8 protein-coding genes are annotated in these 12,086 nt (G+C 65.0%); 1 reads left to right on the forward strand and 7 read right to left on the reverse strand.

What is annotated here, in order from left to right:
- Positions 1–86: 86 nt before the first annotated feature.
- The 7 genes from QMG84_RS14365 to QMG84_RS14395 all read right to left on the reverse strand — a co-directional run bounded on the left by QMG84_RS14365 (position 87) and on the right by QMG84_RS14395 (position 6,506).
- Positions 87–617, reverse strand: a complete 531-nt coding sequence (locus QMG84_RS14365) for a FixH family protein (RefSeq protein WP_281928725.1) — start codon at positions 615–617, stop codon at positions 87–89.
- A gap of 9 nt (positions 618–626) precedes the next feature.
- On the reverse strand, positions 627–2,078 hold the full coding sequence (gene ccoG / locus QMG84_RS14370; protein ID WP_281928726.1) for a cytochrome c oxidase accessory protein CcoG: 1,452 nt from the start codon (positions 2,076–2,078) through the stop codon (positions 627–629).
- Between the two features lie 180 nt (positions 2,079–2,258).
- Positions 2,259–3,173 carry a cytochrome-c oxidase, cbb3-type subunit III gene (ccoP, locus tag QMG84_RS14375; protein ID WP_281928727.1) on the reverse strand — a complete coding sequence of 305 codons (915 nt, stop codon included), beginning with the start codon at positions 3,171–3,173 and terminating at the stop codon, positions 2,259–2,261.
- On the reverse strand, positions 3,157–3,345 hold the full coding sequence (locus QMG84_RS14380) for a cbb3-type cytochrome c oxidase subunit 3 (protein ID WP_281928729.1): 189 nt from the start codon (positions 3,343–3,345) through the stop codon (positions 3,157–3,159). The genes ccoP and QMG84_RS14380 overlap by 17 nt, the downstream gene beginning before the upstream one ends.
- A 4-nt stretch (positions 3,346–3,349) precedes the next feature.
- On the reverse strand, positions 3,350–4,105 hold the full coding sequence (ccoO, locus tag QMG84_RS14385) for a cytochrome-c oxidase, cbb3-type subunit II (RefSeq protein WP_281928730.1): 756 nt from the start codon (positions 4,103–4,105) through the stop codon (positions 3,350–3,352).
- 11 nt (positions 4,106–4,116) lie between these two features.
- On the reverse strand, positions 4,117–5,772 hold the full coding sequence (ccoN, locus tag QMG84_RS14390; protein WP_281928732.1) for a cytochrome-c oxidase, cbb3-type subunit I: 1,656 nt from the start codon (positions 5,770–5,772) through the stop codon (positions 4,117–4,119).
- A 332-nt stretch (positions 5,773–6,104) separates the two neighbouring features.
- A complete protein-coding gene (locus QMG84_RS14395) occupies positions 6,105–6,506 on the reverse strand; it encodes an SH3 domain-containing protein (protein ID WP_281928734.1) in 402 nt (133 codons plus the stop codon).
- 254 nt (positions 6,507–6,760) lie between these two features.
- Between QMG84_RS14395 and QMG84_RS14400 the strand changes: the two genes are divergently transcribed.
- Positions 6,761–12,004 carry a hypothetical protein gene (locus QMG84_RS14400; RefSeq protein ID WP_281928735.1) on the forward strand — a complete coding sequence of 1,748 codons (5,244 nt, stop codon included), beginning with the start codon at positions 6,761–6,763 and terminating at the stop codon, positions 12,002–12,004.
- Positions 12,005–12,086 lie beyond the last annotated feature (82 nt).

Below are 12,086 nucleotides of genomic sequence, written 5' to 3' on the forward strand. Positions count from 1 at the left end.
TGGGGCGGGCCCCACCCGTCGCGCTACGCGCGCCACCCTCCCCGTAAAGGGAAGGGATGGGCTCACGCCCACCGTCGCCAATACCCTTACTCCACGTCGATCCTGTTCTTCGAGCGGAACACTTCATCGCCGCCCCGCGACGCCGTCAAGACGAGATCGCGTTGCCCCGCGGGGATTACGGCCTTGCCCGCATAGCGCCCCGACGCGGTCTGCTCGAGCTTCACGCGCACATCCTTCGAGAGATCCGCGGGCGCCGCGAACAGCGCTGTCATCTGCGCGCCGGACACGTCGGCCCCGTCGCCATCGCGCGCGACGACGCGGATTTCCGTCTCGCCGGAAGCCAGGCGCGACAGCCGCGCGTCGACCTTCCAGTCGCGCATCGCCTGCTCTCTCGCATGCGCAATGTCACGATTATAGGCGAGGCCGCGCTCATAAGGACGCGCCACCACTTCGCCCGAAAAGGTCTTCAGCGCCTTGTAGATCATCACGCCATTGACGGCGCCGACGAAGAGGAAGAAGCCGACCATCATCGCCAGCACCTTCCGCCCGCTGAGCGGCCTGCCGCCGGCCTCGTAGTCGGATTTCATATTGCGCGGATTGCTCATGACCATGCTCATGTCGCTTCCTCACGGCCAGATGAAAACGTCCGTCACCTGCGTCGCCTCGCCGCTTACGGCGTCGGTCGTGGTGAAGGTAACGGGGGCCTGTCCCTTGCTCCCGCCCGCGCCGTGGGTCGAGAGCAGAACGCGCGCTTCGCGGGTTTGATCCGGGCCGACCTCGATCACGGCCTTGCCTTTGTTGCCCGGCGTCACGCCGACGATCTCCAACTGCGCGCCCGCGACGCCGGAGACGGCGATGGTGAAGCTCCGCGCCTCCGCCTTCTTATTGGCGAAGCGCAGCGTATAGCCATTGCGCACGCCGCCGTCTTTCAGACGCACGGCGAGCGGATTGCGATCGTGCAGCACGCTCACATGCATGTCGTCGCGCGTCGCGAGCGTTACCGACATGAAGCCGGCGACGCCGAGAATGAGCAGGACGTAAAGCACGGTCCGCACGCGGAACGGCTTGTAGATCGCGCTCTCGCCGCATTGGCGGCGCTTGACGTTCATCTCCGTATCGTAGCCGATGAGCCGCGCCGGGCGATGAATTTTCTCCATGATCGCGTCGCAGGCGTCGATGCAGAGGCCACACTGAATGCAGCCGAGTTGCGACCCCTTACGGATGTCGACGCCCGTCGGACAGACGGCGACGCATTGGCCGCAATCCACGCAATCGCCCGACGGCAGATTGGCCGCGCGTGCCGCGGTCGCTTGCTTAAGCGACATGCGCGGCTCGCCGCGATCGTAGCGATAAGTGACATTCAGCGCATATTCGTCCGTCAGAGCCGCCTGAATGCGCGGCCAGGGGCAGGCGTGCAGGCAAAGCTTCTCGCGCATCACGCCGGCGAAGACGTAAGTCGTGAAGGTGAGAATGCCGATCCAGAGATAGGTGTCGAAGGCGCCGTTTCGGAATGTCGCCAATTTCCACACGACTGTCGGCGCGTCGGTGAAATAGAGCACCCAGGCGCCGCCGGTCCACCAGGCGATGAGCAGCCACAAGAAATGCTTCGAAACCTTTTTGCGGATTTTATCGCGCGTCCACGGACTTTCGTCGAGCGTGACGCGGTCGCGCGCATCGCCCTCGATCCAACGCTCGGTCGTCAGATAGAAATCGGTCCACACCGTCTGCGGGCACATATAGCCGCACCAGATGCGGCCGGCGACGGCGTTCATGAGAAAAAGCGCCAGCGCCGCGAGGATCAGAAGGCCGGTGACGTAATAGACTTCCTGCGGCCAGATCTCGATGAAGAAGAAATAAAAGCGCCGGTGCGGGAAATCGACGAGAACGGCCTGGCTCGGCGCGTTGAGCCCACGATCCCAGCGCACGAAGGGAAGAAAATAATAGATTGCGAGCGTCGCGAATTGAATGCCCCATTTGATGCGGCGGAATTGTCCGTCGACCTTCTTGGGATAGACCTTGTGCGGCGCTTCGACGATGGGGTCGTCGAGAAGAATTGATTGGGTTTCCGCGCTGGACATGGCTTCAACTCACTGGTTCAGATGATCGGGCTCCCCCTCTCCCGCTTGCGGGAGAGGGCGGCCTCTCCCGCTTGCGGGAGAGGGCGGCCCTCGCGTGAGCGAGGGTTGGGTGAGGGCCCTCATCCGTCACCGCTTCGCGGCGACACCTTCTCCCGCAAGGGGGAGAAGGAGAATCCTCCCTTACTGCCCGCCGCCGAGCGAATGCACATAGACGGCGAGCGCTTTGATCGTCGTGTCGTCGAGCCTGCCTTTCCAGGCCGGCATCACCGCGCCGCCGCCATTGGCGATGCGCGCGACGATGGTCGGCTTGTCGGCGCCATAGAGCCAGACCTGATCGTAAAGCGCCGGCGCGCCCATCTCGGGATTGCCCTTGCCTTCGACGCCGTGGCAACTCGCGCAGTTCTCGGCGTAGAGCTTCTCGCCCTGCGGCGTCGGCGCATCCGAATCCGGCGTCTCGGCATAGGTGCGCACGTGATCGGCGACGATCGCGATCTGCTCCGGCGTCAGAATGCCGTCGCGCCCAAAGGCCGGCATGGCGGAGGAGCGGGTCGCCTTATCGGCGTCCCAGCGCACGCCATGCTCGATCGTCTGCTTTATGTCGGCGAGCTTGCCGCCCCACAGCCAATCGTCGTCGTTGAGGTTGGCGTAGCCCTTGGCGCCCTGCCCGCCGGCGCCATGGCACGACGCGCAGTTCGTGGCGAATGCGACCTTGCCCACCATGCGCGCGGCAGCGAGAAGCTCGGGATCGGACTCGATCTTGTCGAGCGGCGCAGCGGCGATCTTTCCGAGGACGGGGCCACGCGTTGTTTGCAGATCGGCGACGTCGGAGGCCACCTGTGTGCGCGAGCTCCAGGCGAAAAGACCCTGTGTTCCGCCCGACAACGTCGGCCAGGCGGGATAGACAATCGTATAGCCGACGCCCCAGATGATCGTGATCCAGAAGGTCCACACCCACCAGCGCGGCAGCGGCGTGTTCAGTTCCTCTATGCCGTCCCATTCATGGCCCGTGGTCGGCACGCCGCTCGCCGGGTCGATTCTGACCTTGCCTGTTCTTGCCTGGCCATTCTCAAACGTGTCGTCAGACATCGTCGTCATCCTCTCGAAAGGGAATTCGGGCGTCATGTTCGAATTGCTTCCGCCGCGACGGCCAGAAGACGTAAACGATGACGCCCAGGAAAATCAGGCCGAAGAAGATCAGACCCCAGGAGGCCGCGAAGGCGCGCAAGCTTTCATAGGTCGAGATGACTTCGGCGTTTCCAGCGTTCATCGGATCACCTGACATTCGCTTTATCGTCGTAGATCTTGAAATCGACCGAGACGCCGAGATGCTGCAGATAGGCGACGAGCGCATCCTCCTCGGTCACACCGGATTTCGACGGCGAGTCCGTGAAGGCGGCGTTGGGATAACGCTTCTGCATCTCGCTCGCGCCCTGCGCGTCAGCGGAAAGCTGCGCGGCGAGATCGCCCGGCGCGTTGTCGATCTGTTCGTCGGTGTAGGGCACGCCGACGACGCGCAGCGTCCGCATCTGCTCGGCGAGATGCTCGCCGTCGAGCGGCGTCTGCGAGAGGAAGGCGTAGCCCGGCATGATCGAGGACGGCACCACCGAGCGCGGGTTGCGCAAATGATCGCGATGCCAATCGTTCGAATATTTGCCGCCAACACGCGCGAGATCGGGCCCCGTGCGCTTCGAGCCCCATTGGAACGGGTGGTCGTACATGCTCTCCGCTGCGAGCGAATAATGGCCGTAGCGCTCGACCTCGTCGCGTAAGGGTCGGATCATTTGCGAGTGGCAGGTGTAGCAGCCCTCGCGGATGTAAATATTGTAGCCCGCGAGCTCCAGAGGCGAATAGGGCCGCACGCCTTCCACCTGCTCGATCGTGTTCTTGAGATAGAACAGCGGCACGATCTCGACGATGCCGCCGACCGACACGAGAAGCAGGATGCCGACGATGAGCAGGATCGAATTGGTCTCTAAGATTTTCTGAAGCCCGCCGCCGGCGGGCGCATGTTGAGCGGATTGCGACATGGCTTTCGTCCTCACTCGGCAGGCAGGGGAGAGGCGGCGACGTCTTGCGCGGATTCGAGCGCGGGCGAGGCGAGCGTGCGCCAGATGTTGTAGACCATGATCAGCGCGCCGATGAGGAACAGCCCGCCGCCGATAGCGCGGATGACATATTCAGGATGCAGCGCCTCAGTGGTCTCGACGAAGGAATATTCGAGGAAGCCTTGCGGCGTATAGGCGCGCCACATCAGCCCCTGCATGATGCCCGCCACCCACATCGAGGAGATGTAGAAGACGATGCCGATCGTCGAGATCCAGAAGTGCCAGTTCACGAGCTTGAGCGAATAGAGCCGTTTGTTGAACACCCAGGGAATGAGGCAGTAGAGCGCGCCGAAGGACACGAAGGCGACCCAACCGAGGCTGCCCGAATGCACATGGCCAATGCCCCAGTCAGTGTAGTGCGACAGCGAATTCACCGCCTTCACCGACATTAGCGGGCCTTCGAAGGTCGACATGCCGTAGAAGGCCACCGACACGACCAGCATGCGCAGCACCGGGTCCGTGCGCAACTTGTCCCAGGCGCCCGAAAGCGTCATCACGCCGTTGATCATCCCGCCCCAGGAGGGCATCCACAGCACGACCGAGAACACCATGCCGAGCGTCTGCGCCCAATCGGGCAGCGCGGTGTAATGCAGGTGATGCGGACCGGCCCAGATATAAAGGAAGATCAGCGCCCAGAAATGCACGATGGACAGCCGGTAGGAATAGATCGGCCGATCCGTGCGCTTCGGAATGAAGTAATACATGATGCCGAGGAAGCCGGCGGTGAGGAAAAAGCCCACGGCGTTGTGGCCGTACCACCACTGGATCATCGCGTCCTGCACGCCGGCCCAGACGATGACCGATTTCGGCGAGAAGACCGAGATCGGAATCTCGACATTGTTGCCGAGCACCAGCACGGCGACCGTCACGATGAAAGCGAGGAAGAACCAGTTCGCCACATAGATATGCGGCTCGGCGCGACGCGCGAGCGTGAAGAGATAGACGAGGAGATAAACCACCCAGACGACGACGAGCCAGAGGATCGCGTACCATTCGGGCTCGGCATATTCATGCCCGCGCGTGACGCCGAGCAAATAGCCCGTGCCCGCGATCAGGATAAAGAAGTTGTATCCCAGCACGACGAACCAGGGCGCGAGATCGCCGGCGATGCGCGCGCGGCTCGTGCGCTGCATGATGTAGAAGGACGTCGCGAGCAGCACATTGCCGCCGAAAGCGAAGATTACCGCCGACGTATGCAGCGGCCGCAGACGCCCGAAATTGGTCCAGGGCAAATCGAGATTGAGCGCCGGATAGGCGAGCTCCAGAGCGAGATAGAGTCCGACGAGAAAGCCCGCGACGCCCCAGAACAGCGCGGCGATCGAGGTGAATTTGATCGGCCCGTAATTATAGTTCGGCCGGCCGTTGATCAGAAGCGGCGGCGGCGCCGCGTCCCTGGCGCGGAAACGCAAAACGATCGCGACGACGGCGCCGAGCGACCCAACCGCGAAAAGCGCCGCGTGGAAAGCGTAAGCGGGCGTATAAGCCTTGACGGCGATGAAGGCCGAGGCAATGGCCAAGGCTACGAAAACGGCGCTGAGAGATATCTCGCCGAAAGTCATTTGCTTGGGGATGGGGAGGGTACGCTCCATGATCTTGTCCTCTGGAGGTTTCCGCATGTTTTCCGCGTTTGCGAGAACTCGCCGACGCCAATAGGGCGTGACAAAGTCTCACTGCGCTTTCATCGATTCACATTGGGTATTGTACTGCGCAACAATCGCCCGAATTTGACGGGCGTCAAAAAAACTCAAGTCGAACAGCTTCTGCGCGCAATTGTCACAGATCAAATCTATGTAAAGGCGATTGTCTCAGGCGCGCCAGCATTTTCGTGCAGCAAACACTGCGATGGCGACATTTCGCCAACGCGCCTGAACAACGCTTTGTGCCTATATGTCGCAGCCGCGAGAGGCCGGAATCGGCCCGCTCAGCAGGGGTAGAATCGGTGGTAGCCGAGAAGCGCCCCCAGCGGCTCGCTATGGCGCAATTGCGCGAGCGGACGCGTGAAGAAGTCATTGCTGCCCGAATAAGGATAGCCATAGTCGCAGGTCGGATCCGGCGACGGCTGATCGCTCGGCGACGCAGCGACGAGCTGCGCGTAGGGCGCATAGAAACGCCGTCCCTCGAATGCGACCGGAACCCATTTGTCGCCCTCGCCAAGTATAATGAGTTCGGCGCCGGCGGGGACGGTCAGCGCAATGGGACGCCTGGCGCCCGGCCGCGTTCGCAAATCCACAGGGTCATGAAGCGTCAGCGCCCCCGCGAAAGCCGCGCTTATCGGGGCGATGAGAGCGACAATAAAAGCCAGTGTGCAAATGAAGCGCCGCATATTGTCTCCTAAGGCGTCGTCAAACAAAAACTGACAACCGCTCCCTTTCGAACGGCTCGTCGGGCGCCGTCATTCCCGATCGCTCGCTTCGTGAGCGTCGGGAATGACAACGGTGTGCAACCGGGCGGCGCACGCGGACCAATGACGCGGACGACGCACCAGGACGCCGGCCTGTGCGCCAGCGCAACTTCTCTCTTCCTCACATAGTCTAGAAGAAAAACGGCTCGTCTCAAATTCGGACGAAGGAGCGCGTCATGGCAATGGGGAACAAGCCGTCGGACGGCCTCGACTCCTGCGCAAAGCTGGTCCTATCTTCCTGTCGCGGCGGCTGCGCCGCGCGCGTTTATTATGGTGGCCTCATGCGGCGCATTGCTTTTTCCCTTCTGGCTGCGGGCGCAGCCTATTTCTTCTCCTCCAGCTTCTCCCTCGCCAAGGACAAAATTGCCGAGGTCCGGCCTGCCGCCGCCGCCATAACGGTCTCGCCAAAAGAGGTTGCGCTCGACAAGGACGGCGCCAGCCTGCTGACGATCCCCGCGCCCGGCCGCTATTCCATCCGCGCCAAAAGCCCGACAGGCGCGCGCATCGAGCTCGTCGACATGATCGCAGGGCCGCTGGAATCAGCCGGCGCGGCGGGGTTGCGCGACGGGCGGATCGATGCGCTGCTCGACAAGGGCGTCTATAAATTGCGCATCGGCGCCGTGAAGAACGCGAGCGGCAAGGCGAGCGTCGCCGTCGAGCCCTTCGCCGAAGTCGAGACCGCGCGCCCGACGCTGGGCCCCGGCGTGACGCAGAGCGGCGAGCTGGGCGATCTGCAGCAGCGCTCCTATGAGCTCAACGTAACGACCGACAAGCCTGTCTATCTGGAGGCCGTCGGTCGCGCCCTGCAGGATCTTCGCGTCTGGCAGGCCGATGGCGCGCTGGCCGATCTCGCCTTCGAGCGCACGACGATCGAGACGCGGCCGGGCCATTCCGTGAACCGCGTACGACTCGAAGGGAAGCTCCCCGCCGGCCGCTATGTCGTCACCGCCTATGGCGGCGAGAAGCTCGTCTGGCCGGACGGCTCCCCTGCGCAACCCTTCGCGCTGCACATGGCGGAGCCCGCGCTGCTTGCGGCCGGCGTCGCCGAGGGCGTGATCGGCCCCTCCGGCTCGGCGCGCTTCGAGGCGCCGGCAAGCTATGATTCCTTCCGTCTCGAACTGCCGCAACAGGCCTCGGCGCGCCTCGAAGCGAAACGCGGCGGCGCGCGCGATGTCGCCTCGATCGGCAAATCCAGCCGTGCGCCCGTCGCCACGCTGCGTCTTGCCGGCGACAGCGTCTCGCCCGCGCGCCTGGAAGTGACCGGCTATGAGGGCCAGTCCTACACGCTGCACGCCGTTCATCAATCGAACCGCGAGACTTTCGAGGGCGCCGGCCCGCATCTCGTCTCGATCGACGTCGCCGGAGAAGGCGGCGACGAGGCGCCTCTCACCGCGCTCTTCGCGCGCATCGAGAGAGACGGGCGCACGCGCGTTCTCGCCTCGGATATGCCGCGCATCGGCGCCGGTAAGGCGTGGCGCGGCAAGTTCAATCTGCTCGGTCCCGTGTCGCTGCTCTTCGAGGCGACGCGCGACGGCCAGGTCGCGATCAACGCAAAGGGCGTGCGGCTGCATGCGAGCGTCGAGCCGGCGCTGGGCAATCTCGCCCCACACGCGACAGCGAAGGATTCGAACGTCTACGATCTCGTCGCGGGCTTTTATCTGCTCACGCTGGAGCCCGTGAACGGCGCCGGCGGCGTGGTCGACGTCACGCTCGGGCCCCCCGGCCTCACCGCGCCCCAGCCCACGGCTTTGCCCTCGCGCGCGTCTCTCTCCTTCGGCGAGCAGACGTTGGATTCGAACGGCGCCTATCTCATCCTCACGAATGTCGCGCCGCAGCTTCTCACCGGCCCGCGCGTCGTCCCGCTGCCCGCCGATCTGACCAAAGCGCCGCTCGCGCTGCATCAAGCGGCCGGGCAGGAAATCTCGGTGACGCTGCGCGCGCCCAATGGCGGAAAGATCGTCGCGCGCGACGCCACCGGCGCCGATGTGCCTCTCTCCTTCCCGCAGGAAAAGGCGGAACGGGATTACCGCATCCTCACGGCGACGATCGCCCCCGCCGCCAAGGAGCGCGCGCTCGCCATCATCTATCTGCCCGAGACGCTCGTCTCCATGCCGGAGACGCCCGATGGCGCCGAGATCGCCAAGACGCGCGCGGCTTCTGGTCGCCCCGCCTTCTTCGATCTCAAGCGGGATGAAACAAAAAACGTCCCCTTCGATGTCGCGCAGGGCGGGCTCTATCGGCTCGAAACGCTCGGACGCATGAAGACGGCGCTGCGCATCGGCGCGATCATGTCGCCCAAGCTTGCCGAAGGAGAAGCCAACGGCCCCGGCAATAATGCGCTGGTCACCACTTTTCTGCGCGCAGGCGCTTATCGCGCCGTCGTCACGGCAAAAGACTCCGCCGGCCATCTTGGCCTTTCGGTCGCGCCGGCGTCGCTGACGCCAACCCCCAAGATCACCGACAAGGGCGTTGCGCGCGCGACACTCGCGCCGGCGAACGGCGCCATCGTTCCGATCGAGATCACCCGCGCGGGCGATTATCGCCTGGAGCTTTTCAGCCTGACGCAGCAATGGCAGGCGCGTCTCGAAGACGCCGACGGCTGGCCGCTGACCAAGCCCGGCGCCTTCAAGCGCGAGACCCAACATTTGGAGCCCGGCGCCTATCGCCTTGTGGTGAGCCCCGCCGACGCCGAAGCAAGAATGATCGCGCGCGTGACGCCGATCGTCGCCGAGGCGGCGCTCGAAGGCCATGGCCCGCATCCCCTGCCCTTCGAGAAGCCCCAGAAGCTGCAATGGCGCGAGCCGCAGGCGAAGGACGCGCCGCGCGCGCCGGACGTCTGGCGCTTCACCCTGCTGGGCGACTCCGACATCGAGCTTTCGATCGGCGAAGGCATGATCGGCGATATCGTGAAGGGCGACGCCGAGAACGTTGGCAAAGTGGTGGGCGACCGTCCCTTCAAGGGCAAGCTCGGCGCCGGCGATTATCGGGTCGAGGCGCGCAGCCTCGCGCATGATGACCGGCTCGATTACGAGATCACGCTGTCGTCCGATCAGTTGCAGCCCGGCGCGCCGCAGCGCGTCGACCTGCCGGCGACGCTCGACTTCAATCTGGCCAAGGAAAGCGTCGTCGATCTCTCGACTTTCGGCGACAAGGAAACGATCGGAGTTCTGAAAACCGCCGCAGGCGACTTGGTGGAGCGCCTCGAACCGCGCGCCAGTGACTGGAATGTGGCGCTCGCCCGCCGCTTGCCCGCCGGCGCCTACAAGCTGGAGCTGGAGGAACTTGGCGCAACGCGCAAGGCCGCGTCGGACGCGGCGAGCGACACGCAGGCGTCCGACGATTCGGAAGCGGATTCGGGCGAGGAATCCGCTTCGACTGACAACGCCGCCTCCGACGAAAACACGCAGACGGAAAGCGAAGAGGATGACAGCGGCGTCGAGGTTCGTCTCGCGATCATGAGCGAGACGGATGGCGCGCCGCTTGCCGCGAGTGGCGAGGCGGTTCTGACGGGCGCCGGCGCGCAGCGGCTCGCTTTGCCCGCCACGCCCGCCGGCGCGCTGGCGCTTGTCGCCGCGCGTTCGACCGCAGAAGTCGCCATTTCCATCGAGCATCGCGAGACCAATGGCGAGTGGCACGTGATCGGCGCCGACCGCGGCCTCGCGCCCGTCGCCGCATGGCCGTCTACGGGCGACAAGAGCGAATGGCGCGTGACCGCATGGCCCGTCGGCGGCGGCGCGGAGCCCATCACGATTGCGGCGCGCGCCATCGACCGCCGCGCGCGCAGCCCCGGCGACATTGCTTTCGAAACGGTGAGCGACGTCGCGCCTCAGCTCTGCGTCGCCAAGATCGACACGCCCAGCGCGGCGCTCGTCGACGTGACGACGACCGACGCCCTTATCGCCGGTTCGACGCAAGGCCGCCTGCTGCGCCCCGTGCGCTCGGGCGCGCTCGCGCCGCAATCGCAGGCGCTGTGGCTGATGACGCGCGACTGCAAGACAAAACCCCGCGTCGCCGCCTTCGAATGGCTCGGCGAGGAGATCGCGCTCGACATCGGCGAAGGCGAACGCGCCTTCCTGCCGCCGCTCGGCGCGCCGCGCGGCAAGACGCGGCTGTGGCTGACGCGCTCGACCTTCACGCAGTCGGCGATCGACGCCGCAAACGGCATGGGCGTCGCTGAGGGCGCCGCGCTGGCCCTTGCAAGCGACGCCGCCCCACAATTGTGGAACGCGAGCAACGCCAGCGCGATGCGCGCCACGCTTTCGGCGATGGACGTGGAGACGCGCCCGGCGCTGAATGGCGGCGCGCTCTTTGCGGGCGTCATTCCGCCGATGAGCGCGCAGCCTGTAGACATGGAGAAATCCGACGCGCCGCTCGCCCTCGACCTCGCCGGCGGCCTCGCAGCCTTCATCGACAAACGCGGCGTCTTCGGCGACGGCGCCTCCGTCTCGCGAACGATCCACGGCGCCGGCGCGCATGTGCTGCTCGTCAACACGACGAATGCGCCGCTGCCCGCCCGCATTGCGCGCGCAACCGAAGCAAGCGTCACTCTTAACACGAAGACCGCACTCAAGCGCTTCTTCGGCGTCGCCGGCCAGCTCTCTCTCCCGGCCGACGCGCAGAAGGGCGATCGCCTCATCGTTATCGGCGCCGACGCGACCTTCGTCTCGCAGAGCGGGCGCATTCTTCGTGGGCGCGACCTCTCACTCGACGGCGCCGGCGAAGCCATACTCGATTACAAGCCCGGCCTCGTCGCCGCCTGGATCGAACGCAACGGCGCCGCGCCTTGGACGCTTCCAACTGCGCACGCGATCGACTTGCCGCAACGCGTCACGCTCGAAGGCCAGGCCATGCGATTCGCGATCAAGCGCGAGGCGCCCGCGATGCTCACCGCGTCGAGCGGCTCCCCCGCGCTGATCTCCTTCACGCAGAACGGCAAGCGCGAAACCTTCGCCTTCCCCGCGGGCGTCGAATTCCGCCACTATGCGGCGGCGGGCGACGCTGCGCTCGACATCTATGCGCCGAATGAGGGCGCGCTTTCGGGTGCGCTCGACCTCGCCGCACAGAAGGTGATTGAGGCGCATGAAGGCGTGAACGACGCCATCGCCGTTGCACCCGGCGCCAGCGCGCTTTTCTCCTTCGAGACGAAACGCGACGCCGACGTCGGCATTGGCATACGCGCCGAGCCCGACCGCGTGAGCGCACGGCTTCTCGACGCGAGCGGCAAGACGCTCTCCGAAGGCGTCAACCAAATCACGAAGCTCGCGCCGAGCCGCTATTTCGTGGAAGCGCGCGTCCCTGCCGACGCCAGCGCGACAACCATTCGCGCTGCGATTGTTGGCCTATCGCCCCCGCCTGCGACGCCGCCGGAAGAAGCCGTCGCCGACCTCCTCGACAAGGCCGGCATGAGGAAGAGCAAATGAGTCGGCCGAACATTTGGACCGCGAGCCTTCAGGCTCGCCGGAGAGGTGCGAGCCTGAAGGCTCGCGGTCCAACTCGCGCCGA

Source organism: Methylocystis iwaonis (assembly GCF_027925385.1).
Lineage (GTDB): Bacteria > Pseudomonadota > Alphaproteobacteria > Rhizobiales > Beijerinckiaceae > Methylocystis > Methylocystis iwaonis.

Excerpts from the sequence above, each read along its gene's own strand:
- ccoO (WP_281928730.1), bottom strand. The coding sequence starts at position 4,105 with ATGTCGCAATCCGCTCAACATGCGCCCGCCGGCGGCGGGCTTCAGAAA.
- QMG84_RS14395 (WP_281928734.1), bottom strand. The coding sequence starts at position 6,506 with ATGCGGCGCTTCATTTGCACACTGGCTTTTATTGTCGCTCTCATCGCC.
- ccoP (WP_281928727.1), bottom strand. The coding sequence starts at position 3,173 with ATGACGACGATGTCTGACGACACGTTTGAGAATGGCCAGGCAAGAACA.
- ccoN (WP_281928732.1), bottom strand. The coding sequence starts at position 5,772 with ATGGAGCGTACCCTCCCCATCCCCAAGCAAATGACTTTCGGCGAGATA.
- ccoG (WP_281928726.1), bottom strand. The coding sequence starts at position 2,078 with ATGTCCAGCGCGGAAACCCAATCAATTCTTCTCGACGACCCCATCGTC.
- QMG84_RS14380 (WP_281928729.1), bottom strand. The coding sequence starts at position 3,345 with ATGAACGCTGGAAACGCCGAAGTCATCTCGACCTATGAAAGCTTGCGC.
- QMG84_RS14400 (WP_281928735.1), top strand. The coding sequence starts at position 6,761 with ATGGCAATGGGGAACAAGCCGTCGGACGGCCTCGACTCCTGCGCAAAG.
- QMG84_RS14365 (WP_281928725.1), bottom strand. The coding sequence starts at position 617 with ATGAGCATGGTCATGAGCAATCCGCGCAATATGAAATCCGACTACGAG.